General features: G+C 53.4%; 29 protein-coding genes. 12 read left to right on the forward strand and 17 right to left on the reverse strand.

The features are described from left to right. Nucleotides 1–19: 19 nt before the first annotated feature. The 10 genes from cmoA to QUD54_RS02875 all read right to left on the reverse strand — a co-directional run bounded on the left by cmoA (nt 20) and on the right by QUD54_RS02875 (nt 8,898). Nucleotides 20–730: a carboxy-S-adenosyl-L-methionine synthase CmoA gene (cmoA, locus tag QUD54_RS02830; RefSeq protein WP_286337447.1), complete on the reverse strand. Its 711-nt coding sequence runs from the start codon at nt 728–730 to the stop codon at nt 20–22. Beyond that, nucleotides 717–1,538, reverse strand: a complete 822-nt coding sequence (locus QUD54_RS02835) for a bifunctional riboflavin kinase/FAD synthetase (RefSeq protein WP_286337448.1) — start codon at nt 1,536–1,538, stop codon at nt 717–719. Before QUD54_RS02835 ends, cmoA begins: the two co-directional genes overlap by 14 nt. Next, on the reverse strand, nt 1,507–2,217 hold the full coding sequence (tlyA, locus tag QUD54_RS02840; protein WP_286337449.1) for a 23S rRNA (cytidine-2'-O)-methyltransferase TlyA: 711 nt from the start codon (nt 2,215–2,217) through the stop codon (nt 1,507–1,509). The genes QUD54_RS02835 and tlyA overlap by 32 nt, the downstream gene beginning before the upstream one ends. Then, entirely contained in the window at nt 2,207–4,162 is a 1,956-nt protein-coding gene (gene ligA / locus QUD54_RS02845; protein WP_286337450.1) for an NAD-dependent DNA ligase LigA, read from the reverse strand. Before ligA ends, tlyA begins: the two co-directional genes overlap by 11 nt. Then, nucleotides 4,159–4,785: a hypothetical protein gene (locus QUD54_RS02850; RefSeq protein ID WP_286337451.1), complete on the reverse strand. Its 627-nt coding sequence runs from the start codon at nt 4,783–4,785 to the stop codon at nt 4,159–4,161. Before QUD54_RS02850 ends, ligA begins: the two co-directional genes overlap by 4 nt. After that, nucleotides 4,782–5,936: a dihydropteroate synthase gene (gene folP / locus QUD54_RS02855; protein WP_286337452.1), complete on the reverse strand. Its 1,155-nt coding sequence runs from the start codon at nt 5,934–5,936 to the stop codon at nt 4,782–4,784. The genes QUD54_RS02850 and folP overlap by 4 nt, the downstream gene beginning before the upstream one ends. Then, a complete protein-coding gene (locus QUD54_RS02860) occupies nt 5,933–6,544 on the reverse strand; it encodes a DNA polymerase III subunit delta' (protein ID WP_286337453.1) in 612 nt (203 codons plus the stop codon). Before QUD54_RS02860 ends, folP begins: the two co-directional genes overlap by 4 nt. A 1-nt stretch (nt 6,545) precedes the next feature. Next, entirely contained in the window at nt 6,546–7,094 is a 549-nt protein-coding gene (locus tag QUD54_RS02865) for a HobA family DNA replication regulator (RefSeq protein WP_286337454.1), read from the reverse strand. Nucleotides 7,095–7,207: 113 nt separating this feature from the next. Next, nucleotides 7,208–8,413, reverse strand: coding sequence for an aspartate kinase (locus QUD54_RS02870; RefSeq protein ID WP_286337455.1), 1,206 nt, complete (start codon nt 8,411–8,413; stop codon nt 7,208–7,210). Next, the gene (locus QUD54_RS02875; protein ID WP_286337456.1) at nt 8,413–8,898 is read right to left on the reverse strand and encodes an RNA pyrophosphohydrolase; all 486 of its coding nucleotides are present in this window, start codon (nt 8,896–8,898) and stop codon (nt 8,413–8,415) included. The genes QUD54_RS02870 and QUD54_RS02875 overlap by 1 nt, the downstream gene beginning before the upstream one ends. A 94-nt stretch (nt 8,899–8,992) precedes the next feature. Here QUD54_RS02875 and hemW point away from each other — a divergent pair, with 94 nt between their 5' ends. From hemW to QUD54_RS02910, 7 genes are all read left to right on the forward strand, one after another. Next, nucleotides 8,993–10,054, forward strand: coding sequence for a radical SAM family heme chaperone HemW (gene hemW, locus QUD54_RS02880; RefSeq protein WP_286337457.1), 1,062 nt, complete (start codon nt 8,993–8,995; stop codon nt 10,052–10,054). A 56-nt stretch (nt 10,055–10,110) separates the two neighbouring features. Continuing rightward, complete coding sequence (gene tatB, locus QUD54_RS02885; protein ID WP_286337458.1) at nt 10,111–10,560, forward strand: Sec-independent protein translocase protein TatB; 450 nt, start codon at nt 10,111–10,113, stop codon at nt 10,558–10,560. Next, a complete protein-coding gene (gene tatC, locus QUD54_RS02890; protein WP_286337459.1) occupies nt 10,553–11,293 on the forward strand; it encodes a twin-arginine translocase subunit TatC in 741 nt (246 codons plus the stop codon). Before tatB ends, tatC begins: the two co-directional genes overlap by 8 nt. Continuing rightward, nucleotides 11,277–12,326 carry a tRNA preQ1(34) S-adenosylmethionine ribosyltransferase-isomerase QueA gene (gene queA, locus QUD54_RS02895; protein WP_286337460.1) on the forward strand — a complete coding sequence of 350 codons (1,050 nt, stop codon included), beginning with the start codon at nt 11,277–11,279 and terminating at the stop codon, nt 12,324–12,326. The genes tatC and queA overlap by 17 nt, the downstream gene beginning before the upstream one ends. 81 nt (nt 12,327–12,407) lie before the next feature. Then, nucleotides 12,408–12,557 (forward strand): hypothetical protein, encoded by a 150-nt coding sequence (locus QUD54_RS02900; RefSeq protein ID WP_286337461.1) that lies wholly within the window; start codon nt 12,408–12,410, stop codon nt 12,555–12,557. A gap of 1 nt (nt 12,558) precedes the next feature. Further along, nucleotides 12,559–13,347: an exodeoxyribonuclease III gene (locus QUD54_RS02905; RefSeq protein ID WP_286337462.1), complete on the forward strand. Its 789-nt coding sequence runs from the start codon at nt 12,559–12,561 to the stop codon at nt 13,345–13,347. A gap of 52 nt (nt 13,348–13,399) precedes the next feature. Further along, complete coding sequence (locus QUD54_RS02910) at nt 13,400–15,241, forward strand: sensor domain-containing diguanylate cyclase (protein WP_286337463.1); 1,842 nt, start codon at nt 13,400–13,402, stop codon at nt 15,239–15,241. Here QUD54_RS02910 and ruvX read toward each other — a convergent pair. Genes ruvX through ilvC form a run of 7 tightly spaced genes read right to left on the reverse strand, consistent with a single transcriptional unit; the run spans nt 15,235 to nt 20,776 of the window. Continuing rightward, nucleotides 15,235–15,642 carry a Holliday junction resolvase RuvX gene (gene ruvX / locus QUD54_RS02915; RefSeq protein WP_286337464.1) on the reverse strand — a complete coding sequence of 136 codons (408 nt, stop codon included), beginning with the start codon at nt 15,640–15,642 and terminating at the stop codon, nt 15,235–15,237. The genes QUD54_RS02910 and ruvX overlap by 7 nt on opposite strands. After that, entirely contained in the window at nt 15,643–15,960 is a 318-nt protein-coding gene (locus QUD54_RS02920; protein WP_286337465.1) for a hypothetical protein, read from the reverse strand. A gap of 3 nt (nt 15,961–15,963) precedes the next feature. Then, entirely contained in the window at nt 15,964–16,509 is a 546-nt protein-coding gene (locus QUD54_RS02925) for a YbhB/YbcL family Raf kinase inhibitor-like protein (RefSeq protein WP_286337466.1), read from the reverse strand. Nucleotides 16,510–16,551: 42 nt separating this feature from the next. Then, nucleotides 16,552–17,322: a DNA-processing protein DprA gene (locus QUD54_RS02930; RefSeq protein ID WP_286337467.1), complete on the reverse strand. Its 771-nt coding sequence runs from the start codon at nt 17,320–17,322 to the stop codon at nt 16,552–16,554. Further along, entirely contained in the window at nt 17,323–18,657 is a 1,335-nt protein-coding gene (locus QUD54_RS02935; RefSeq protein ID WP_286337468.1) for an SLC13 family permease, read from the reverse strand. A gap of 25 nt (nt 18,658–18,682) precedes the next feature. Continuing rightward, nucleotides 18,683–19,714 (reverse strand): divergent polysaccharide deacetylase family protein, encoded by a 1,032-nt coding sequence (locus QUD54_RS02940; protein WP_286337469.1) that lies wholly within the window; start codon nt 19,712–19,714, stop codon nt 18,683–18,685. Nucleotides 19,715–19,753: 39 nt separating this feature from the next. After that, on the reverse strand, nt 19,754–20,776 hold the full coding sequence (ilvC, locus tag QUD54_RS02945) for a ketol-acid reductoisomerase (protein WP_286337470.1): 1,023 nt from the start codon (nt 20,774–20,776) through the stop codon (nt 19,754–19,756). Between the two features lie 178 nt (nt 20,777–20,954). On the opposite strand from ilvC, the gene QUD54_RS02950 reads away from it, so the two are divergent. The 5 genes from QUD54_RS02950 (at nt 20,955) to QUD54_RS02970 (ending at nt 25,713) form a co-directional block, all read left to right on the forward strand. Continuing rightward, nucleotides 20,955–21,767 carry an HDOD domain-containing protein gene (locus QUD54_RS02950; protein ID WP_286337471.1) on the forward strand — a complete coding sequence of 271 codons (813 nt, stop codon included), beginning with the start codon at nt 20,955–20,957 and terminating at the stop codon, nt 21,765–21,767. Beyond that, on the forward strand, nt 21,764–23,728 hold the full coding sequence (locus QUD54_RS02955) for a VacB/RNase II family 3'-5' exoribonuclease (RefSeq protein ID WP_286337472.1): 1,965 nt from the start codon (nt 21,764–21,766) through the stop codon (nt 23,726–23,728). Before QUD54_RS02950 ends, QUD54_RS02955 begins: the two co-directional genes overlap by 4 nt. Then, a complete protein-coding gene (holA, locus tag QUD54_RS02960; protein ID WP_286337473.1) occupies nt 23,721–24,701 on the forward strand; it encodes a DNA polymerase III subunit delta in 981 nt (326 codons plus the stop codon). The genes QUD54_RS02955 and holA overlap by 8 nt, the downstream gene beginning before the upstream one ends. Nucleotides 24,702–24,785: 84 nt before the next feature. Beyond that, complete coding sequence (rpsF, locus tag QUD54_RS02965; protein WP_286337474.1) at nt 24,786–25,184, forward strand: 30S ribosomal protein S6; 399 nt, start codon at nt 24,786–24,788, stop codon at nt 25,182–25,184. A 19-nt stretch (nt 25,185–25,203) separates the two neighbouring features. After that, nucleotides 25,204–25,713: a single-stranded DNA-binding protein gene (locus QUD54_RS02970; RefSeq protein ID WP_286337475.1), complete on the forward strand. Its 510-nt coding sequence runs from the start codon at nt 25,204–25,206 to the stop codon at nt 25,711–25,713. Nucleotides 25,714–25,728: the final 15 nt, after the last annotated feature.

A 25,728-nucleotide genomic window follows, 5' to 3' on the forward strand; every position in this document is an offset into this window, starting at 1 on the left:
GCGGACGGCAGATATATCGCTACCTGAATGCCGCCATCGTCACGAAATTCCCCCACTGAAAGATCGTATCGACCGTTTTGAAGCCGCACGCTTTCATCATCGCACCGTTCTCTTCGATCGTATAGGGGATCAGAACATTTTCGAGCGCTTCTCGCTTGCGCATGATCTCCGTCTCGCTGTACCCCTGCCCTTTTTTGTAATCGTAATAGATATCGATGATCTGCTTGTTCAGCCACTTGCTCTGCATCAAAACTTTCTCGCTGCAGATAAAGAGACCTCCATCTTTCAAGGATTGGTAGATTTTGGCTACGACACTGTTTCGAACGAGGGGACGAATGAACTGAAGGGTATAATTGGCGATAACGATATCGGAACCACCGAAATCGTAACGCATCAGGTCGGCACAAACGAACGATACCGGCACTTCCAGTGCCTGAGCCTTTTTCTGCGCCAGCTCCACCATCGCCGGGGCATTGTCGACACCGATGAATTCCGCCTCGACTTCGCACCGGCTGGCGAGTTCGATCAACAGAGCACCCGTCGAAGACCCCAGGTCGACGATACGCATCCCCGGTTTGATGCGCCGCAGCAGAAGTGCGACGATCAGCTCGAGGTTGTGCCGGTAAAAGGGGACCGAACGCTCTATCATGTCGTCGAAAACCGCCGCCACCCTTTCATCGAACTCGAACTGTTTCTCGATCGGAACTTCGAAAAGTCTATCTTTTTTCACGGATTGCCTCGATATCTTTTTCGATCTGTCGTTTCAAGGCTGCAAGGGTATCGAACTTTCTGTTTTCCCGCAGACGGTGAAACCATTTGATGGAGATTTTCTCTTTCACTTCACCGATTTCGTGATCGATCAGGTGCGTCTCGAGAGCGAACGATCCATCCGTCGTTTCACGATGGCCGACAAATGTCACGGAAGGGTAGCACGTCGAACCGATGCAGGTCTGCGTTTCGTATACGCCTGCTTTCGGGAGCAAAAACCTGCTGGTTTCGAGGTTGATCGTAGGTACCAGTTTCTCTTTTCCGATCCCCTGTCCGGCAACTGCCTCGCCCCATATTTCATACGGGTGGCCGAGCATGGCGTTGGCGGTTTCGATTTCACCCTTTTCGATATGGAGGCGGATAAAACGCGAATGCACCGGGGCTTCCTTCAGCTTCACCTCCGGCACGGCGATCACTTCCCCGTCAAAAAGCCTCTCGAGCATTGCCACATTTCCGCTCCGTCCCGCACCGAAAAGAAAATCCTCCCCGACGACGATGCGGCGAAGTGACGGAAAATCGAACCGGAGTTTTTCGAGAAAAACCTCCGGACTCATATCGCGGATTCGGTCGAAATCGTAGAAAAAAACCGGCAGATCCGTAAAGCGGGCCCGATAGATATGCGGTGTCAGTGTCGCGCGGTAGTGTTCGATGACGACGATGCCGCCCTCTGTTCCGGCCTGTTCGAAAAGAGCCTGATGTCCCAGATGCATCCCGTCGAAATTACCGATGGCGACCGCCTCAACGGTTGATGAAACAGTAAAACCACTCATGGTTCCCCTCCTTACCAGGCAGCGACGAGACCTCTTTGACCATCAGCCGCCACCCGAGCTCGCCCGTAGCGCGTTCGAATCTACGCTGTGCCTCGCGAATTGCCTTTTCGTCGGTCACGACGCCGTGGCGGTCCCGCTTCGTCTCACGGCCTACTTCGAACTGCGGTTTGAAAAGAACGAGAATCACACCCGCCGCGAGCCGGTCGATATCGTTCAGGATGTTGTGCAGGCTGATAAAGGAGACGTCGCATGTCACCAAATCGAACGGCTCGGCTCCCTTGAAACCGCGAATGTCGGTCGACTCGACACTGACGACCCTCGGATCGTTTCTCAGGCTTTCATGCAGCTGTGACGTTCCGACATCGAGCGCCGTCACGCTCGAAGCCCCGCGCTCGAGCAGTATCTGCGTAAATCCACCCGTACTCGCACCGATATCGAGGCACCGTTTTCCTTCGACGGCAATGGGATGAATGTCCAAAAATCCCTTCAGTTTGCGTGCCGCACGGCTGACAAAGCGTGTCTCTCCGTAAATTTCGATTTCGGCATTCTCTTTCGGTTTGAATGAGGGTTTCTCGACCACTTTCCCATCGACGGCGACACACCCCTCTCGGATCAGCTCCTGTGCCTTGGTACGGCTGCCGACGAGCCCACGCTCTACCAAAAGCGTATCAAGCCTCACCTACCAGCTCCCACATCTCATCTTCGCTCATGAGCTTTACACCGAGCTGTTTCGCTTTATCGTACTTGCTCCCCGGATCTTCGCCATAGATGACGATGTCGGTTTTTTTGGAGACCGTGTTGGTCACCTTGGCCCCCAAATGTTCGAGCATCGCCTTGATCTCGCCACGCGACTTTTTCATCGTCCCGGTAAGAACCACCGTCTTTTTGGTGAACGGTGATTCGACAATCTCCTCTTTCTCCGGTGCTTTGGGGCGTATGATATTCAAAAGCCGTCCCACTTTGTCACGGTTGACCCGCATGAACTCGAGATAACTCTCTGCCATCTCCTCACCGAATCCTTCGATCGCCAACAGCTGCTCTTTGGTCAGCTCCATGAAGTCGAGTCCGTAGGCCTGGCAGATCTTCTTGCTCGCCACTTCGCCGATATGTTCGATCCCGAGACCGTTGATGAAGCGCCAGCACTGCGCCCCTTTGGACTTTTCGATCGCATCCAGAAGATTCTTCGCTCTCTTCTCTTTGAATCCTTCGAGTTTCAGCAGATCCTCCATCTTGAGATGGTAGATATCCTCGAGCTCTTTGACGAGCCCTGCCTCGTAAAGCTGTTCGACGATCTTCTCGCCAAGGCCGTCGATGTTCATGCACTGTTTTGAGGAAAAATAGATGATGGAGTTGACCACCCGCGCCGGGCAGTTGATGTTTTGGCACTTGATGAGCTTGCCCTCGTCGAGCAGTTCGCTGCCGCAGACCGGGCAATGCGTCGGACGCTCGATTTTCTTCTCTTTGCCCGTCCGGTACTGCGTCAGCACCTTGATGATCTTTGGAATCACGTCGCCGCTTCGTATCAGTGTCACCATGTCCCCAATACGAACATCCATCTTCTCGATATAGTCGAAGTTGTTGAGGGTCGCACGCTCGACGACGACCCCTTCAACCTCCACAGGCTCGAGTACCGCCACCGGCGTGATAACCCCAGTGCGTCCAACCTGCAGCACGACATCCTTGATACGCGTCTGCTTCTCGACAGCCGGAAATTTGTAGGCAACCATCCAGCGCGGGTACTTGACCGTATAGCCGAGTGCCTTCTGCGCGGCGATACGGTCAATTTTGACGACCATACCGTCGAGCATCACATCGAAGCCGTCACGCATCGTTTTAAGCTCGTCGTAGATCGCCTCGATCTCCTCGACCGTTGTGCAGACTCGGCGGATCGGCGGCTTTCTGAAGCCGAGGTTGTAGATGTAGTCCATCACTTCGCTCAAGAATTCATAGGAGAGGTTGTGCACCCCAACACCCCAGGGTTGAAAGATGAGATTACGCTTGGCCGTGATACGCGGATCGAGTTGCCGCAGGCTTCCGGCTGCGGCATTTCGCGGGTTGGCGAAAAGCGCTTCACCTTTGCTCTGCCGCTCCCTGTTGATCCGCTCGAACTCCTGCTTCGTCATCAGCACCTCGCCACGGATTTCGATGAGATCCTTATGGTCGATCTCCAGACGGATCGACTGGATGGTCCGGGCGTTGTTGGTGACATCTTCGCCCTCCACACCGTCGCCACGGGTGATCGCCTGCTTCAAAAGGCCGTTTTCATAGATCAGGTTGAGGCTCGCCCCGTCGAATTTGGGCTCGACATAATAGCGCTCACCGGGGAAGTTCTTCTGAATGCGTGCCATCCACGCCTCGAACTCCTTGGCGTCGAAGACATCTTCCATGCTCCACATGCGGCTCAGGTGCTTCGCTTTTTTAAACCCTTCCTTCAACGGTGCGCCGACACGCTGTGTAGGAGAGGTCGGGTCGATATCTTCGGGATGCTCTTTTTCATACTGTTCGACTTCGCGGTAGAGCTTGTCGTAAACTTCGTCGGTGACCAGCGGATTGTCTTCGACATAGTAGGCATAGGCCCACTTCTTCAATGTCTCGACCGCTTTTTTGTACTCTTCTCTTGTCATATCTTCTCACCCTCTTGCGGTTCGGGAAGTCGAGGGGATGGCGTCATCCGCTTCTGCATCTGTTCGATCGATTTTTGAAGCCTCCGCTGGAGCTCTTCGATCGTCTCTTCGAACGTTTTTTCGAACTCCATAAGATTTTTTTGAAGCTCTTTTTGAAGCGTTTCGTAATGTTCGAGCCCTTTGTCGATCGCCTTTTCCAACATGATGGAGGTACAGACGGCGACACCTTTGTGCAGAGCGTCTTCGTAGTTTTCCATCGTCACGATTTCGTCGACGAGCCATCGGCCCTCGATCTTGAGCAGTTCCGTATCCATGGTCGTGTTGCACTCTTTGGACGCCACACTTTCGACCGGAAGCGTGAAAACGAGCGTTGTCGGCACGAATGCCCGCCCATTGACGATCCGTGCCTCTCTTGTCACGACCCGTTTGAGTTTGACCTTTCCCAATGCTCGTTCTTCGATTTTTCCGCGAACCGTATAGGCCTTCGCAGCCTGCAGATCGTCATGGACGATCGCACCCCAGAAATGCTGCGCCACGCTGTGGGGAGGCATCTCTTTCGGTTTTGCGGCACATCCGCCGAGCAAAAACAGCGCCGCTGCAACCAAAGCCGTCAATTTTTTCATAGTATCTCTCCCTCTTCGATCGCTTCGAAAACCCGTATCGCCTGGCGGTGCTCCTTTACATCGTGGCACCGCACGATCGACGCCCCCCGCCGGATCGATTCCAGGTGAATCGCCAGTGTTCCGGGCAAACGCTCTTCCACCGGGGCCGGATCGATTTTGTGAATCATCGATTTGCGGCTCGCACCGATCAGCACTTCACATCCAAAGTGCGTAAAGTGCTTCATATGTTTGAGCAGCATCAGGTTGTGTTCGAGCGTTTTGCCGAAGCCGATCCCCACATCGAGGATGATCTCTTCGCGCCCCAGACCGATCTTCTCCGCCCGTTCGATCCGCTCCATAAAGAAACGGTCGACATCGAGAACGACATGATCGTAGTGCGGATTCTTCTGCATCGTCTGCGGCGTGCCCTGCATATGCATGACGATATACGCCGCACCATACGACTTTGCCAGTACACCGAGACGCTCGTCCCGCAATCCGGTGATGTCGTTGACGATGGAAAAACCGTTTTCCAGCGCGTAGGCGACCACTTCGGGCGTGTAGGAGTCGATGCTGAAACGGGCACGCTCGAACAGCTTTTCACGTCGGATCGTATCGACAATCGGGACGAGACGCTTCAGCTCCTCATCCGCACCGACAGGCTCGCTTCCAGGACGCGAGGAGACGCCCCCTACATCGATGATGTCGGCACCCTCTTCGATCATCTTCCATATCGCTTCGACCGCCGTACGCTCTTTGTAGCGGCTACCAGGGTAGAAGCTGTCGTCATTGGCATTGACGACCCCCATAATTTTGGTCATGTGCCGCGATTCGTGCAGAAAACTTTCGAGTTCTTTCGCCAACTTTTTGAGACCGAACGGCTGCGCCTTCTCTTTGCGGACAAGATACCCGAGCTGCCGGGGCGTTCCCATCAAAACGGCATCGTAATGTGTTTGGCTGCAGGTGACGACACCTGTGGGAACCGCAAGTTCCGCACCCAATGCCAGGGCATCCTGCTTCAGGATGTTCGCGGCACCGACAGGCATATCTTTGATGACAAAAAGCAGTGTCTCCATCTTTTTGGACATGATCGCCACTCCGCTCTTGTCGCATTCGAGCTGCTTCAAAAGCTTCTTTTTCTCCAAAGGCGTGTCGATTCTGTAAATCTTCACCGTTTTCTCTCCAACAGTTTCAGAGCCAGACGTGTCAGGACGAAGTTGGGCGGAGACCCCATATCCAAAAGGCGCAGACTCTGGGCGAACGTTTCGAGCATCGCATCGTCCAGGCGGTAGCGGCCGCTGTTCATCGCCTCTTTGCCCAGTGCTTCCGCAAGCATGGCACCCTTTTTCGCGTCGATTCGACGGTTGGACTGCAAAAATGCGAAGAGTCTCGCCAGATCGAGCCGCTCGAGATCGAGTCCGATCTCGACGCTCTCTTTCGCGCTGCCCCTATCGTCGATCGGAAGACGGGAGCGGATCGTCGTCAGAAGGCCGGACTTGGTCGGTGTCATCAGAATGAAATGGATTTTGGAGGGAGGTTCCTCGAGGATTTTGAGCAGTTTGTTCTGCGCGATCGGCGTGAACCGTTTCGCACTCAATACAATAACCTTCTCCCTGTCACTTGTCAGATAGGCCTTTTCCACCGCCTCTTTCGCATGTTCGACGAGAAAGTCCTCCGTATCGATGCGATGAAAAATGGCGTCGTCAAACTCTTTTTTGAGTGTTTCGAAGGTTTCGTCGAAGCGGTCGGTCAGAATGATTTTGGAGCTTAAAAGCGCCATCTCATCCACCCAGATCGACTTCGGCGAACAGTGCCGCGCTCAGCGTCTTGTCGAAGAGCCGAAAAAGCTGCAGAAGCTTGATGTCGATCAGTTCGTCATGGGAACGAAGCGTAAAGCTGTTGGTTACCTCTTCGTCCATCACCCAAAGAAGCGACTCGTCGTTTCGGAGCGCGATGCGGGCTTTCGGGTGGTCCGCCGTGCCGATATACCAGAAAAAAAAGCCTTGGGGATAGCTGAGGCTCAGCATATCGAAAAGCAGGTCGATATCCTGGTCATTCTTGATCGTGTCGGCAAACGGGTAGAGCGCGTCGAACGAGAAAAAAGGAAGCAGCGGACGGTTCACCCCCGGGCGGTTGACGCGGCGAACGATGTACTCTTCGAACCAGCGGTTCTGCCCATCGGTGATGATGATGACGCTCTGCCCTTCGAGAATTTTGGCGATGGCGTTACCGACGATCGGCGACCATTCGTAGCGCCGCTCCTCGAGCCAGCTCATCATCGTATCGTCGCTGCGGATCGCCTCGAGCGTCCAGGATAGCAGATCTTTCAAAAGAGACCTTTTGAAAGATCTGCAAGATGGATGATGAATGATGGATGGTGAATCGAATCATCGACCCCTCTTCGGTCCCAATGACCTTGCATTCTTCTCACCCTCCAACCTTCCTACTTGTCGAGTTCATACGCTTCATGCAATGCGCGGACCGCCAGTTCGGCGTACTTCTCGTCGATGACCATCGAGACTTTGATCTCGCTGGTACTGATCATTTCGATATTGATGTTCTCTTTCGCCATCGTACTGAAGGCTTTGGCTGCGACGCCGCTGTGGCTCTTCATACCGACGCCGACGATCGAGACTTTGGCGACATCCTCTTTGTATTCGATCTCGCCGATGCTCTCCTTGAAGCGTTCCATGACGGTTTTGACGCGCTCGATTTCACTCTGCGGAACCGTGAAATCGATCTCTGTCTTGCCGTCGGCGCCAATTGTCTGGACGATCATGTCGACGTTGATCGACTCGTCGGCGAGGGCATTGAAAATTTCAGAAGCGATACCGGGACGGTCTTCGACCCCTTTGAGGCTGACGCGTGACTGGTTTTTGTCGAGTGCGATACCGCTTACGAGTGGTTTTTCCATAATATTCTCTTCCTTTGTGATCAATGTTCCGGGATTGTCGTTGAAACTGCTTCGGGTCACGAGGTTGACCCCCATCTTCTTGGCCAGCTCGACGGAGCGGTTCTGAAGCACTTTGGCACCGAGCGACGCCAGCTCCAGCATCTCGTCGTAGCTGATCATATCCATCTTCTTCGCTTTGGGTTCGATGCGCGGATCGGTCGTATAGACACCGTCGACATCGGTGTAGATCTCACACAGGTCCGCCCCCATCGCGCCGGCGATCGCCACGGCCGTCAGGTCGCTGCCGCCACGGCCGAGCGTCGTGACGCGGCCGTCGGGATTGATCCCCTGAAATCCTGCGACGACAACGATCTTTCCGGCTTTGACGGCATCTCCCATCGGTATGGGGTCGATGTGGTCGATACGTGCAGATGTATGTCTCTTGTCGGTAAATATACCCGCTTGACGGCCTGTCATCGCCGTCGCGGGATACCCCATCTCGTTGAGCGCGATGCTCAGCAGTGCGCTCGTGACGCGTTCTCCGGAACTGAGCAGCAGGTCCATCGCCTCGCGCTCCGGTGTTTTCGAAAAGTAGTGGGCATACTCGATCAGTTTGTTGGTCTCGCCACTCATCGCCGAGACGACGACGATCACGTCGTGTCCCTCGTCCCTGGTCTTCGCGACGCGTTTCGCGACATTGGCGATACGATCAAGATCACCGACGCTGGTTCCGCCGAACTTTTGTACGATTAGCATTACAGGTAACCCTTCTTTCTGAAATAGTCAAGCACCCGTTTGTAGACCGGACGCTTAAAGTAGGTGATATAGTCGAAAATTTTGTTGTACGGCACAAACGTATAGTGGGAAAATTCCGGCTCCTCCGTATCGAGGTTGATCTTCGCCCCCGGTTTGAGTCGAACCAGAAAATATTTCTGCCGCTGACCGTCGAACGGATACATCTTTTTCGCGATCATCTCCGGAAAGTCGTAGCTCACCCATTCCGGAAATTCGGTAATGATCTCCACATCGTTGGTGCCTATCTCCTCTTTGAGCTCACGGAAGAGCGCCTCTTTCGGGCTCTCTCCCTTGTCGATACCCCCCTGCGGAAACTGCCACGCATCCTTTACATCGCTGCGTGACGCGATAAAAAACTCAACCTTTTCGGGATATTTGGACGAGAGAATGATCGCGGCGACATTGGGCCGGTATGTTTTTGTCTTCTTTTCGGTTTGATCATTCATAAATTTTTCTTTTGTTTGCGTAACCGTATTTTTCGGCACGTTATTTTTTGGTATGATTGTAATAAAAAGTCGATTAAGGACTACTGAGAATTCGATGCAGCACACTCTTTTATATATTCATATTCCCTTTTGTGACAGCAAATGCCACTACTGCAGTTTCAACTCCTACGTCGACAAGTTCGAGTTGAAAGAGGCTTACATGAAGGCACTTCACCGCCAGCTTCGTCACGACCTGGAACACTACGCCGTTTCGCCGAATTCGATAGAAACGGTTTTTATCGGGGGCGGAACCCCTTCTACCATGCCGCCCGAACTCTACGAGCCTATCTTCGAAACCCTCGAGCCTTTTTTGCAGGCGGAGGCTGAAATCACCTCCGAAGCCAATCCCAACAGTGCGTCCGAGATGTGGCTGGGCGGCATGAAAAGTCTCGGTGTCAACCGCATGAGCTTCGGCGTGCAGAGCTTCTTCGACGATAAGCTGAAACTACTCGGTCGTGCCCATAAAACGGGCGAAGCGGTCGCAGCGGTGGAGCGTGCCGATGCCCTCGGTTACACCCGTCTCTCCATCGATCTTATCTATGCGACGATACTCGATACGCCGGAGCGTATCGAAACCGAACTCGAGCGGGCATTCGCCCTGCCGATCGAGCATCTCAGCGCCTATGAACTGACGATCGAGGAGGGAACCCCCTTTCAGCACCGGCCCGAAGTGCGAAAAGAGTCGATCGAGCAAGCCAAGACGATTCGACGGCAGATCGAACGGAGGGGATGGAAGCAGTACGAAATCTCGAACTTCGGTACCCCCTGCCGCCACAATCTCGGATACTGGGAGTACAAACCTTACCTGGGCATCGGCAGCGGTGCAGTGGGTCGCATCGGTAACGAACGGCTCTATCCGCACAGAATATTGGAACACTATATCGAAGCACCCTTTTTTAAAGAGACGGAAACGCTTGCACCGGACGAGATGGTGGAAGAGAAGATATTTCTTGGTCTTCGAAGTGTCATCGGCATCGACGAATCGATTCTTGGCGAAAGGATGAAGGAGAGGGCGCGTCTTCTAAGAGATGAAGGAAAACTAACCTATCGCGACGGCAGATACTACAATCCCGATTTCCTTCTCAGCGACGAAGTCTCTCTCTTTATCATCAGCTAATCACTTTTTTGATAGACTTTGAACCAAAAATTTATGTGTAACGAAAAGGACATGCGATGTTCGGCATGGGACTGAGTGAAATATTTTTTATCGTTGTTATCGCCATCCTCTTTCTGGGGCCGGACAAACTGCCGGATGCCATGGTGCAAATCGCCAAGTTTTTCAGAAGCATCAAACGCACCGTCAACGATGCGAAGAGTTCGCTGGAAGAAGAACTCAAAGTGAGTGAACTCAAAGAAGAGGCCTTCAAATATAAAAAACAGCTGGATGAAGCAACACAGCAGCTCGAACGTGTCACGACGGCCGATCTGACAAGCCTCGACGATCTGACCGAAACGGTCGAAGAAGTCAAAAAATCGGAGGAGAAACTCGAAGCGGAAGCAAAAGAGGTCAAAGAGAAAATCGAACCAAAACGCGAAGTGGTCACCTTCCCGAAAAAACAAAAAGAAGAGCAGGCATCGCTTCATCCGGTAGATGAAGCCCTGCAAAAGGATCCCAATGTTTGACGAACTCAAACCGCATATTGCAGAACTGAGAAAACGGCTGGCCTATTCTATCGGTGCGCTGATCGTCTGTTTTTTCATCGCTTTCTACTTCTACGAACCGATTCTGGAGTGGATGACGAAACCTTTGAAGCAGGTGCTTCCGGAAACCTCGATGATGATCGCCACGGGCGTACCGGAAGTCTTTTTCACTGCGGTAAAAGTCTCTCTTTTCACCGGATTCCTGATGGCGCTGCCCTTCATTCTTTACCAATTCTGGCTCTTCATCGCACCGGGGCTCTACGAACATGAGAAAAAATATATCTGGCCATTCGTTTTCTTCGCTTCAGGCATGTTCTTCATGGGTGCTGCTTTCGCCTACTATGTCGTCGTCCCCTACGGTTTCGCCTTTCTCGTAAACTTCGCCGAGCAGATCGTCACCGTCGCGCCGAAAATCAACGAATATGTCGGCTTTTTCACGAAGATCATGATCGGCTTCGGTATCGCGTTCGAACTTCCCGTCCTCACCTTTTTCCTTGCATTGCTGGGGCTTGTAGACGACCAGACACTCAAAAGTTTCTTCAAGTACGCCATTATCCTCATTTTCGTACTGGCTGCCCTTTTGACACCCCCGGATGTCGTCACACAGCTGCTTATGGCGATTCCGCTCATTATCCTCTACGGCGTCTCGATCCTGATCGCAAGAATCGTCAACCCCTACAGACCGCCTGAGGAAGAGGATGAAGAGATTGCCTGAAAACGGCACACCCGACACATTGAAGACCGATAGTTACGACTATCGGCTTCCGCCGGAGCTGATCGCGACCGAACCGGCCAGTCCCAAAGACAGTTCCCGCCTGATGGTCATCGACCGTGCAGCGGGAACCGTTACGCACACCGTTTTCAGCGAAATTCTCTCCCACATCCCCAAAGGGTGCGCCATCGTCTACAACGACACGAAAGTGATCAAAGCGCGTCTTTTCGGCCGCAAAGAGAGTGGAGGAAAGATCGAACTGCTCATCAACAGACAGCTCGACGCCGTCCGATACAGCGTCCTGATACGTGGCAAAGTGAAACCGGGGACGAAACTGGTTTTCGACGAACGGCTCAGAGCGGAAGTACTCGAGCGCTGCCAAGACGGCAGCCGAATCGTCCACTTCACGGATGAGAGCGGCGGCATTCTCACCTTCGAGGCCCTTTTGCACCATCTCGAACGTCTCGGCCACGTCCCGCTTCCCCCCTACATGCAAAGAGAAGAAAGAGAAGAGGATGCCGAACTCTATCAGCCCGTTTTCGCAAAACATGAAGGGGCCGTCGCCGCCCCCACGGCGTCGCTCCATTTTACTGAGCCCCTCTTCGCAGCGATGAAAGAGAGGTTCGATACCTCTGCCATCACACTCCATGTGGGTGCCGGTACCTTCAAACCGGTCGAAGCCGACATCATCACGGAACATCCGATGCATAGCGAAATCTACGAGATTCCGCCACAGACACGGGAACTCATCGACTCCGAACGAAAAATTCTTGCGCTAGGCACGACCGTCACCCGAACGGTCGAATACTACGTACGGACAAAAAAACCTTTCGGAGAGTGCAACCTCTTTTTGCATCCCGGCAACCCGCCGCGACGCATCGACCACCTGTTGACGAACTTTCACCTTCCGAAATCGACCCTCATTATGCTCGTCGCATCTTTTCTGGGTCTCGAAATGACGATGAAAGTGTATAATATCGCTATCGAAGAGCGTTACCGTTTCTACAGTTACGGTGATGCGATGCTGATTATATGAGAGTGGGCAGAAACCGCTTCGCGGTTCAATAATACGCAAAGCGGCACACTGCCCACTACCCACTCTCCGAAGGAGTCATACATGCCGACAGAATTCTGGTGGAAAATTACCGCGATCACCTTCATTGCGGTGGGACTTATCGCCACGCTCGTATGGGAGTTGCGCAGACCCAAGCAGGACCCCAACGACAACCCCGATACCAAACGTATGAACGATATGCTGAAAGATTGAGATGTCTGTTTCCATATGTTCGTTCAACGTCAACTCGATCCGTTCCCGTGTCGACCTCATCAAGCGCTGGCTGACGGAAAAAAGAAGCGTCGATATCCTCTGCTTCCAGGAGATCAAATGCGAAGCGGAACAGTTTCCTTCCGAAACTTTCGAGCAGATGGGATACCAATGTGCCATCAACGGCCAAAAGAGGCTCAACGGTGTCGCGATCTGCTCCAAACTGCCGATGAAAGATGTCAAAACAGAATTCGGCATCGACCTGTTCGATCGCGAAAAGCGCCTCATCCAGGCGCTCATCGGCGATACGCTCGTTCTCAACTGCTACGTTCCAAGAGGGGGGCTGGAAGGGGAAGAGCGGCATACCTACAAGATGGCTTTTTTCGATGCACTCACCGATTATTGCGAAACATTGCTCGAAAAATACGAAAAGGTGATAGTACTGGGTGATTTCAATGTCGCACTCACGGAACTGGATGTCTATGACGCCGAGGTTTTCGAAGGGGCCATCGGATTTCTTTCCAGCGAAAAAGAGAAATTGAACACACTGCTCTCAACGGCTCTTCACGACTGTTTCAGGAAACTGCATCCCGAAGAGAAGAGTTTTACATGGTGGGACTACCGAAGTGCAGGAATATGGCGTGACGAGGGGATGCGCATCGACTACATCCTCGCAAACGAACCGCTTTGCGCACAACTCGATTCGATCGAGGTCGACCTTTGGACACGTCGCCGCCGTTCTCCCACGCCAAGCGACCATGCACCGCTTGTCGCCGAATTTAAAATGCTCTGAAGTTCACTTCGCCGGTGATCGGAGATAGAAGAATCCATACAAAAGGAAAACCGTGGATACCAAGCGCAAACTCTTTCTCTTCACGTCGCTGCTGCTGATCCTCTTTTCGGTCGCTATCATGATCAATGCCGCCCTCAACTTCCGCAACTACGCCTACAAGAGTTCGATCGAGAAAGCGAAATTGACGGCGGAGATCGTCCGCGACGGCCTCACCGCACACATGGTCAACGGAATCATGGAAAAGAGGCGCGTTTTCCTCGACTCGATCGCCCGTACAAAGAATATCAAAAAACTCTGGATCGTCCGTTCCGAAAACGTCTCGAAACAGTATGGAAAAGGCCTCGAAAACGAAATGCCGCGAGACAATCTGGACAAAAGGGTCCTCGAGACAGGCCAAGCCGTCGAGAGGCTCAGCGAAAGTACGGCCGAAGCGCTTCTTCGCGTTACCATCCCCTACACCGCCTCCGCCTACAGCGACCCCAACTGCCTCGAATGCCACAATGTAAAAGAGAGGGATGTCCTCGGCGCGATCAGTCTGGAGTTCGACATCAGCGACATTCGGCGCGACGGTATCTTCACGCTGCTCAAAATCGCGGCGATCACGTTCGTTTTCATCGTTCTGGCACTCTTCGCCGTCAAAATCATCCTGCGCCCCTATCTCGCCTTTTTCGAAATGCTTCAGGAGTCACTGAAACGGGCGAGGTTGGGAGATTTCAGCCGGAAGGTCGAAGCGAACGTGGCGAGCCGGGACATCCGTGCCGTCGCCGATCTCTACAATCTCTTGATCGAAAAGTTCCAAAACACGATCGGCACGATCGAACATAAACTCGCCATCCTCCTGAAGAATCCGGTCGTCGACTCCGCCGATCCGCTCGAAAACGCTTCTCGAACGATCGATTTGCTTTCAAAAATCCACCGTTTCAAACTGACGATCGAACATGACGTCTCGCTTCCGGAAATCTACGACCGCATCGCGAACGTCGTCCGGGAGATCATGCAAACGGACCATTTCGTCATCTTCAGTGTCGAGTCGAAAGAGAATAGACGCGACATCCTATATACGACTGAACCGAAACCTCCGTGCTCGGAAGTTTCAATGGAACTCGCAACGGAGTGTCGGGCCTACCGGACGGGCAACAGTGTCAATTCCGACCAGTTCCCCGATTTGTGCCCCCACTATCACGGCTCCTTCGCCTTCTACTACTGTATGCCCTTCTCGATCACCGAAAACTACTCTCTAATCATCATGCTCCTGGAAAATGACGCCGCCCGAAGCGCCCGCTTCCAAAAAAGCGCGCTCACACTGCAAAACTATCTCGAAAATGCCAAACCGGTCATCGAAAGCAGGCTGTTAATGCAAAAGCTCCACGAGAAATCGATGCACGACGGTCTGACGGGAGTCTACAACCGGAAGTTTCTCGAGGAGTTCATCGACAAGGTCAACCAGCAGGCCGATCGCCACGCCACCCGATATGCGGTATTGATGCTGGATATCGACTTCTTCAAGAAAGTCAACGACACCTACGGACACGATGTGGGCGACCAGTTCATCAAGCTTCTTGCCGATACGATCGTACGCTCCGTCAGAAGTTCCGACATCGTCGCCCGGTACGGTGGCGAAGAGTTCGTCGTCCTTCTTCACGAAAGTACGCCGGAGGGAGCGGAAAAAGTGGCCGAAACGATCCGGAAGCGGTTCGAAGAGCAGAGCCTGTTGGTCCAAGGAACCCACGTAAGCAAAACCGTATCGATCGGCCTGAGTCTCTTTCCCGAAGTGGCGAAAACCCTCCGAGAAGCGATCAAATACGCCGATGTCGCCCTCTACCGGGCAAAAGAGGAGGGACGCAACCGTGTCGTCGTCTTCACGCCCGAGATGTTCGATAGCGAGAGTTACTGAGGGGCGCTCCGTGAGAGGTAGCGTTCGAGGATGAGCTGGGCCGCGATGGAATCGAGCCGGCCGTCGTGGCGCTGCCGCATCACCCCTTTCATCATCTCCGCCGCTTCCGCGCTGCTGTATGCTTCGTCCACAAATTCGATCGCGCCAGTAAAGTTCAAAAGCGAGACAAAGTGATGGATTCTCCGCTCCATCTCCTCTTCGCTGCCACCCCCTTTCGGCAAACCGACCACGAGCCGGTCGATCTTCCACGATTCGAGGAAAGCGTCCACATCCCGCGCCGCCTGATCACGGTTTTTGCGGAGAATAGGGGTTTGCGGCAGCACAGTCTTCCCATCCAGTGCGATCGCCGTACCGATACGCTTGAGGCCCACATCGATGGCCGCGACTCTTTCACGCTCCACCTACGCCTCCTTGAAAAACCATGCGACGAAAAAGAAGGCGGCGATCGTGGCGGCCGGTGAAAGAAGAAGCCACAGGTTGAACCTTCGGTAAAGAAGATAGATCGCCACACCGTACCAGCAAAGCAGCGTCAACGCGATATGCACGACCATGATGGGCTTGTAGACCAGCATCGTCCGCGTAAATGCCGTAAAGAACGAAGCTCCGAAAATCAGAACGAGACCGATCGCGGTCGTTTCGATGCGACGATCGGTCAGATAGACGCGATAAAGGAGCGCTCCATAGAAAAGCAGCACGAGGGCCGCCGCCACATAGAGCATCCTCTACCGTCCGTAGTAGGCGACGAACGACGCTTTCGCCAGGGCATGTTTTTCGAGCGTCGATTCCACCATCGCTGGAGGCGTATCGAATGGAAGCCGAATGCTTTCCACATCGAGTGCGTAGACGGTGAAAACATATCGGTGGGGGCGGTCTCCGACTGGCGGACAGGCTCCGCCGTATCCGACGGTTCCGAAATCGTTCACACTCTGGACCGTCCCTTTGGGAAGCGAACCTCTTTTCGGATCACCCGCTCCTTTGGGCAGGCGATGGACATCGGAAGGGATATTGAAAACGATCCAGTGCCACCAACCGCTTCCCATCGGAGCATCCGGATCGTAGAGCGTCACGGCGAAACTCTTCGTTCCCTTCGGCTCGCCATGCCATCGCAGTAAGGGAGAGATGTTCCCGCCGTTGCATCCGAAACCGTCGTAGAGCTGTTCGACGGAGAGCTCTCCCGAAACATCGGGACTTTCGAGGGTGAATCCCTCCGCCATCAGCAGTGCTTGGATCCCCACGATGGCCAAAATCAGTTTTATGAGATTTTTCAACGCTTTTCTCCTTTTTCTTCCGGTCTCGGCCCAAGCGGTGTATCAACGGAGCACGAGACGTCCGTCGCATACGGCGACCACCCCTTCGAGCTCCGCTTCGAAGACTCTTTGTCCGAATCGTTTCAACGCCTCTTCGTAACTCGGCGAGGTCCGGCAGAAAGCCATGAACTCATCCTCCTCCGAAGAGCCTCTTTCTCCGAACATGTCAGTGAACGACTCGATATCGAAAATTGCTTCCGCCCTCCCCTCTTTGAGAAGATCGTTGCTCCCCTCACTCTCTCCGAGCCGGTGGGGAAAGACATAGATCGGCTTCCCCATCGCTTTGGCGAACTCGACGCTACGCATCGTTCCGCTCTTTCTGTCGGCCTGCGCCACGACCAGTACCTCTCCCAACGCCACGACCATTTCGTTACGAACTACGAAACTCCAGGGAGCCGCCTTGAAACCGGGTTCGAACCGACTCAATACGAGGCCTTTACGCTCGATCTCTTCGATCAAAGAAGCGTTGACGGCAGGATAGCGGATATCGAGCCCACTGCCCATCACCGCGATCGTTCTTTCACTGCCAGCACCTCGGTGGGCAAGGGCGTCGACGCCCATCGCCGCACCGCTGACCACCACGACGCCGCGACGGCTCAAAGAAGCCGCAAGCTGCATCACCATGCGCTTTGTATAGCTGTTGGGTCTTCGCGTACCGACGATCGAAACCTTCCGAGCCTCCAACAAGCCGGTATTGCCAATGCAATAGAGTGTTTCGGGATACCGCTTCATCGCTTCGAGCGCTTCGATACGAAAATCGATCCGTTCTATCATCTAAAGAACCCACTGCCATAGGAAATAGGCGGTAACGGAAACGATGGCGACACCGGCGAGATCGATAAAAAAGCCGATCGTCGCCATCGTCTTGACTTCGATGACCCGCGAACTCATGACGATCGCGTTGGGCGGTGTCGCGATGGGAAGCATAAAGGCGTAACTCGCCGCGATGGTCGTTACCATGAGAATCAGCAGCGTTTCCGGACTCTGGATACCGTAAAGCTGGGCCATGACCGGCAGGGCGATCGAGGTCAACGCCGTATTGCTCGTGATTTCGGTAGAAAAGCTGATAACCAGGGCGATAACCGCCAGCATCGACCAAAGCGGCAACATATGGACAAACTGCAGTTTCATGGCAATCGCTTCGGCAAGGTGGGTCGAACCGAACGCTGCGGCGATACTGAAACCCGCTCCGAAAAGAAAGATGATCTCATAGGGAATCGAACGGCTGTCCTCCCACTCCAGCAGATCGATCCCGGGCAGAAAAAGAATGAGCCCCGCTGCGAGCAGCAATCCTTTTTCATTCAACCCGAGTCCGGGGTACCACGGTTTGATCGGTGTATTGAGGATCAGAACGATCGAGAGAATCGCAAGAATCCACAGAAGCTTCTTCTGTGCTTTCGTAAAAGGCTCGATCGTCTCGACGAGCCGTCCGATGGGCTCATCCTTGAGGCCGATGCTTAAAAACCACGGCATCAGAAGCAGCATCGACACTACAACCGGTGCCGTCATCGCCATCCATCCCGTGAATGTCGGTGCCTGCAATCCTATTGTATCGAGGTATCCGAGCAGAAGAAGGTTAGGAGGTGTGCCGATAGGTGTCAGAATGCCCCCGATGCTCGCACCGTAGGCGATCGCCAGGAGAATGCGCACCTTCAACCGTGCGTTGTTGCTGATAAAGAGGCCGATCGGCAGGAGCATCAACGTAATCGTCGTATTCGAAAGTATCGAACTCAAAGCGGCGGAGACGATCGCCATGGCATAGATGATGCCCCGTGCCGTATGGGGAAAAAGATGAAGCAGCCGGTTGGAGAGCTGCACATGGAGGTTGGACTTTTGCATCGCGATGGCGAGCATGAAACCGCCGAGAAAGAGAAAGATAATCGATTTGGCGTAGTTGGGCGTCACACTGCCGAGATCGATGATTCCAAAAGCCGGGAAAAGCAGAATCGGAAGGAGCGAAACCACACCGAGCGGCAAGGCGTTGTTGGTCCACATCACCACCAGAAGAGTGACGATACCGAGTAGCTGCGTCTGCTGAAGCGAAAAAAAAGGCGATACCGCAAAAGCCGTGATCAGAGCCATAAGAAGTGCCGTGACGATTTTTTTCATCGACAACTCCCGTTTTTTCTTTATACTACCGAATTTTTCTGTAAAGTTCGTCGATATAGACCACATCGACCCCTTTCAGAATCGATCCGGAGCCGGCAAGCGCTTTGAGCGTAACGGCATGGGGGTGGCCGATCGCGATGGCATAACCGTGTGACCTGGCGATACGTACCGCTTTTTTGAGCTGACCGCGGATATAATCGATATCGGGCCTGTTGTCGAGAAAGATATCGCGTGCGACATAGGGGTCTTTGTACTGCTTGCAAATTTTCGGCACGACGGTCTTTGGCGTGGTACGGCTGTCGATGAATACGAACCCGTATCGTTTCGCAATCGGATAGAAACGCTGCATCGAAGCCATATCGGAGGTGAATCTGCTTCCGGTGTGGTTGTTGATGAAGTGGGCGTTGGAAAACCAGCGGCGGAGCTTTCGGAGACGAAGTTCGATCTCCTCGCTGCTGCTTGCCGTCGTGAGCGTCTCATCTTCCGGACGGTTGTAATTCATCGCTTCCATCGGCAGGTGGATCATGTAGTGGTCGAGTTTTGAAGCGATCCTCGACGTATCCGGATGCCGCTTCGAAGGAGGAAAGAGCGAAGGTGTGATATGCCACGGCAATGCGCGGATCGCCCGGACTTGTGAAGCGAATGCGACGTCGTCGATAATGATCGCGAGTTTCGGACGCTTCAGTTCGACCTCTTCTTTCGCAGCCGGCTTGCCTCTCTTCTCGCTTCCGCCCGCCTGAAGATAATCTTTTATTTCCGAGAGTTCTTCACTTTTTGCGGCTTTGGTTTTCGGTTCGGCACGTACCGTACGGAGCTTTTTCCGAAGAGCCTGCAGATCTTCACGATAGTGCGCCACTTCACTTTTGCAGGCTTTGGCGGCACTCTCTTTCCCCGTTTCATAACCGATCCATCCGGCGATACCCATGAGAATGGAGACGATCAAAAAACCGGTCAGTCCAATAAGAAGGTAGGTGATGAAATGGTTGGATTGAGCGCTTTTTTTGCGTTTGGCAGAAGGGGATTTTCTTCGTTTCGTAGGCTGTTTACGTTTTGTCATCGCTGATACTTCCGCACCCGAAAGTGCGGAAATGATACCTTAGTTGGTTTCCTGGTCGACGATTTTGTTGGCTTTGATCCACGGCATCATCGCACGCAGACGGCGGCCCGTCACTTCGACCGGATGGTTGTGAAGGTTTTTGCGCTCGGCGTTCATGCGCGGATACCCCGCCTGGCCTTCGAGGATGAAGTCTTTGGCGAATTTTCCGTTTTGAATCTCTTTGAGAATCTCTTTCATCGCTTTGCGGCTCTCGTCGTTGATAACGCGCGGTCCGCTCACCATGTCGCCGTACTCTGCCGTATTGGAGATGGAGTAGCGCATATCTTCGATACCGCCTTCGAAAATCAGGTCGACGATCAATTTCATCTCATGCAGGCACTCGAAGTACGCCATCTCTTCCGGGTAGCCGGCATCTACGAGTGTCTCGAAACCTGCCTGGATCAGTGCGCTTACGCCGCCGCAAAGAACCGCCTGCTCACCGAAGAGGTCGGTTTCGGTCTCGTCTTTGAATGTCGTTTCGATGATACCGGTACGGCCGCCGCCGATAGCCGATGCATAGGAGAGTGCGAGTGCTTTGGTGTTGCCGCTCGGGTCCTGCTCGACCGCGATGAGATCGGGAATGCCGCCGCCTTTGACGAACTCGCTTCGAACCGTATGGCCCGGAGCCTTGGGCGCGACCATCATGACATTGATGTCGCTCGCGGGCTGGATACGCCCGTAGTGGATGTTGAATCCGTGGCCGAAAGCGATCGTAGCGCCGCTTTTGAGGTTGGGAGCGATCTCGTTGGCGTAGATCTCCGCCTGATTTTCATCCGGCAGCAAGATCATGACGACGTCGGCATCTTTGACAGCATCGGCGACTTCCATCACTTTGAAGCCTTTCGCCTCCGCTTTTTTCCAGCTGCTGCCGTTTTTGCGAAGACCGACAACCACTTCGACACCGCTGTCACGAAGATTTTCCGCGTGCGCATGCCCCTGGCTTCCGAAACCGATCATCGCCACTTTCTTGGATTGTATAATCGAGATATCGCAATCTTTGTCGTAATAGACATTCAATGCCATATTGTGTCCTTTTGAGAAAATTTTGGTGATTATATTGAAATGGTGCTTTGAACCATATAAATTTTTTCTTTCGTACAAATGTGCAAACTCTCTTTTTCCGAAAGAGCGTGGAGAGGTCGGCTTTTAAGTATCCATTATGTACAATATTTGCAAATCATTCCACTGCCGGAGATCCTACATGGTTGAAAAGATCATAAAAAAAATCAAATCCCTTCCTCCTCTGCCCGAGAGTGTCGTCAAGGTACGCGAAATCTGCGACGACCCGGAAAAAAGCATCAAAGAGCTCGTTCCCATTATCAAAGAAGATCCGATGTTCACAGCCGATATTCTCAAAGCCGCCAATTCACCACTGTATGGATTCAGCCGGCAAATCACCTCGATCGACCAGGCGATCGCACTTTTCGGAATGGGCACGATTCAGGGATTCGCCATTTCATACGCCATTAGAAACAGTGTCTCGATCGATCTCGCTCCCTATGGTGTCGACCAGAGCCACTTGATGAAAGTCTCCTCGATGCAAAACGCCCTGACGCTCGCATGGGGGAAACCCATGGTGCAGGCCCATCAGCAGGAGATGATGACAATCTCTCTTCTCATGGAACTCGGCAAAGTGATCGCTTCGATCGTACTTTCCGAGGATGGCAGCTCCGAAGCTTTCCGAAAAGCGCTCCAGTCAGCAGAAACAGCGGAAGAGATCGCAAATGTCGAGAAAGAGTTTCTCAGCATCACGAGCGAATGGATCGCGGCACTGATGTTCAAGCATTGGCAGTTCAGCGAAATCATGATCGAAATGATGCGCCATCTTCAAAACCCTGCGGAAGCGAATGAATCGATTCGAAAACAGACGGAAATCCTCCATGTCATAAAAGAAGCCGTTCCCTTTTTGCACCCCTTTTGCGAGACATGTCTTCAAAGTGCATACGAAAAGGCGGACCGCTTCGGTCTTGAAAGCCAAAACCTGCAGGAAGCCGTCGAGAAGATCGAAAAATGAGAGCCTTTCTCACCCGTATCGCCAAAGGCGCCTACAGAACCGACATCGAGAAAGAGTATCTTCCGCTGCTCGAGGAGCTGATTCGCGAGCACATCGTCAAAGAGTCCGACGGCATGGTGAAGCTCGACGCCAAATACCGCGCCGGCACACTCGATGTACTCTCTTCCGGGACCGCTTTTCTGGAACTCATCGGAGCCAAAGGTAAAGACCTTCTGATCGAACCGAAAAACCTCCATGGCGCGAAGAACGGCGATTATGTCATCGTCCGCCGGCTCTTCGCGAAAGCGGGCCGCCCTTCGGCCAAAGTGGTCAAAGTGGTACAGCCCGCATTCGTCTACGCGATCGGCTATATCAAACGCACCGAATCGGGGCTGGAAGCTTTCGATGTCAAAACCGATCTGCCGATGGAGCTCAAAAGCCCGACCGACCAGCTCGATGAACACACTGTCTTCCAGGTCGACAACCGTACCTCGCAGATTACGCAGATTCTGGGCAGCCTGACAGATCCGAAAGTGGACGAAAAGATTTCGCTCGCCCTCTTCAACAAACAAGAGCTCTTCAGCAAAGAGGCGGAGATAGAGGCGCACAGCTGGGGCGACAGGGTCGACGCTTCGCTCTATCCCGATCGAACCGACCTGCGCCACCTGCCTTTCTGCACGATCGACCCCGTCGACGCCAAAGATTTCGATGACGCGATCTACTGGGATGAAAAGAGCCACACCCTCTATGTCGCCATCGCGGATGTCAGCAGTTACGTCACACCCGACTGTGCCATCGACAAAGAGGCGAGAAGCCGGGGATTTTCTATCTATTTCCCCCACAAATCGATCCCGATGCTTCCGCGTACGCTGAGTGAAAACATATGTTCGCTAAAACCCGACGTCGACCGCCTCGCCTACGTCTGCCGCCTCGAACTCGACGCCGAGACGCTCGAAGTGAAAAAACACCACTTTTTCGAAGCGATTATCCGCTCCAGGCGGCGCTACAACTACGACGAGATCGACGCCTACCTGCAAAGCGGGCTCGAAAGCGCACCCGAAAGTGACAAAGAGACCCTCTCCTTTATCTTTCCGCTCAAAACGGTGACCGACCGGCTCCGGGCCGAGCGGCTCAAAAAGGGGTACGATTTTCTCTCCACCGAAGTGCGGATGGTGCTGGACGAAAACCACAATCTCGTCTCGACGCGTCTCGAGGCTTCCACCCCATCCCACGGCCTGATCGAAGATTGTATGCTTTTGGCCAACAAAGCCGCCGCCGAACATTTCGACTACGGAATTTTCCGTATCCATGAACCGGTGACGCCCGAGCGGATCGAAAAGCTGGTCGACGAGCTCGGCAAAATCGGCATCTACGTCGAAGAGAGTGAAAAGGATTTCCATGCACTCGTTTTGGCGCTTCAGAAAGAGGCGCGCGCCAAAGGGGTCGAACCCTACGTCGACCAGCTCATTATCCAGGCCCAGAAGAAGGCGAGTTACAGCGCCGAAAACGTCGGCCACTTCGGATTGGGATTCGAGCGTTACACCCACTTCACTTCGCCGATCCGGCGCTACTCCGACCTGACACTCCACCGCCTGCTCAAAGCGCTCTTTTCGAACGACGAGAAAAAAAAGGAGTACATTCTACGCAACATCGAGCCGCTCTGCATCAAAATCAGCGAGCTCGAGCGGGAAGCGACGCGGGTCGAGTGGGATTTCATGGCGCGAAAATACGCCCGCTGGGCCGAAGCGCACAAAGATGCCACACTGCATGCCGTCGTCATCGAAGCGGGGCAGATACCGGCAGCGACGACCGACCGCGACATTCTCGGCATGCGTATCTTCTGTGACAAGAGCGATCTTATGCTTTTCGACCGCATCGAAGCGAAGGTGAACATCGTCCACATGGCGCAGGCGAAAATCTTCGTTCTGGTCGAATCGGCGAAACACCTTCTGGAAGAACAGACGCAGGAAGAGAATGTATAAAAGAGAGTTCGACCAGCTGCTTTCAAGCGGTGACATGCCGAAATCGGTGATGCTTTACGGAGACAATGACTACTACATCGACACTACCGCCGAGCGGCTCATCGCCATGAGCGGCGGACGGGAATCAATGCTGAAGCTCTACTACGACGAATACGACTTCGTGAATGCGAAGAACTATCTGGGGCAGAGTTCACTCTTTGGCGACATCAACCTGCTTTATGTCAAAAGCGACAAAAAGATCCCGAAAAAAGAGCTGACACAGCTTGTCGACCTGGCCTTTCGCAACCAAAACAACTTTTTCATCTACGCCTATACCGGCAGCGACTTCAAAACGATGACCTCCGCCTTTTCGAAAAAGATGAATGCCGAACATGTCCGTTTTTTCCCGCCAAGCCTGGGCGAAGCCGTCGCCGTCGTCCAACAACAGGCCCGGCAGCTCGGTCTTCAGATGGACCGTTACGCCATGGAACACCTTCTGGTCGCACTCAACCTCAATCTCTCGATGGCTGTCAACGAACTGCAGAAGCTGGCGATTCTGGAGGGTCCCATCGGCGCAAAAGAGATCGACGAACACATCTTCTCCTTGGCACCCATGGCGATGGAGACGTTCCTATTCTCCCTCTTTTCGAGAAAACCGCTGACCGAGGTGATCAGCCAGATGCACCAGCTTGGCGAAGACGAGTTCGCGGTCCTTCGTGCCATCCAGTATTTCGTCAGCCAGCTCTTTTTGTACCACACCTACATCAAACTCCACGGCGCACCCGACGCGAAGGCGATTCTGGGGTACAACCCACCCAGGCAACTCGTGGAGCAGCATGCACGACTCGCCGTCAAGATCCCACTACATCTTTTCGAGAAGATCTTCGACACACTGGCGGAAGGGGAACTCGCCATCAAGGCCGCAGGTGGTTTGAGTCAGAAAGAGACCATTTTGTTCGGAATCTTAATAAAAATTAAATCTTTCTTAGGGTAAAATCGCGATGCTCTTTGCTCTTTCTTCTTGCAACCAGGCAAGAGGAGAAAACCAAGAGGGCTAATACCACAAGGAGAACACCTAATGACACGACATTACGAGACACTCTTCGTCGTCAAGCCGACGCTGACCGAAGAAGAGATCAAAGCACAAATCGACAACGTCAAGTCGATTCTGGAGAAAAACGGTGCCGAAATCGCGGCTACATTCGACTGGGGCATGCGCAAGCTCGCCTACGAAATCGAAAAAAATCCGCGTGGATACTACTATGTGATCTACTATACCGCTCCGAGCGCACTTATCAAAGAACTTGAAAGAAACTTCCGTTACAACGAAGATATCATTCGCTATATGAATGTCAAATACGAAAACAAAAAAGAGATCAATGCATGGCAGAACCTCGTCAACAAAGCGGGCGCTGCAAGTGCGAAAAAAGAGGAAGCTGCTGCAAAAGCGGCGGAAACCGCAGGCGAGTCTGCATAACACTATTTAAGGCCATTCGATGTTCAACAAGGTAATCCTGATCGGAAATCTGACACGTGATGTGGAGCTGCGCTACCTGCCAAGCGGCCAGGCGCTCGCAAAATGCGGTATCGCCACCAACCGCCGTTTCAAAGACGCCAGCGGCATGCAAAAAGATGAGACGATGTTCATCGACTTCACCGTGTGGGGCCGGTCGGCGGAGGTTGCCAACCAGTACCTCAAAAAAGGAAGCCGCGTTCTTCTTGAAGGGCGTTTGACGCTCGAACAATGGACCGATCAGAGCGGACAGAAGCGAAGCCGCCACTCCATCACCGTCGAGAACCTGAAAATGCTCGACCGAAAAGGCGACAACGAAGGATACGGCCAGCAGCCACCAGCACAAGGCGGGTACAGCGAACCGACGGCACCGAGCTACAATCAGCAACAGCCGAGCCACTCCGCACCTGCACAGCCACAACAGCCGACTCAGCAGCAACCCGTTCAGGAACTGCCCAGCATCGACATCGATGAAGACGATATACCATTTTAATTAAAGACGATACCA

Origin of the sequence: Hydrogenimonas cancrithermarum (assembly GCF_030296055.1) — a bacterium.
Taxonomy (GTDB): Bacteria; Campylobacterota; Campylobacteria; order Campylobacterales; family Hydrogenimonadaceae; genus Hydrogenimonas; species Hydrogenimonas cancrithermarum.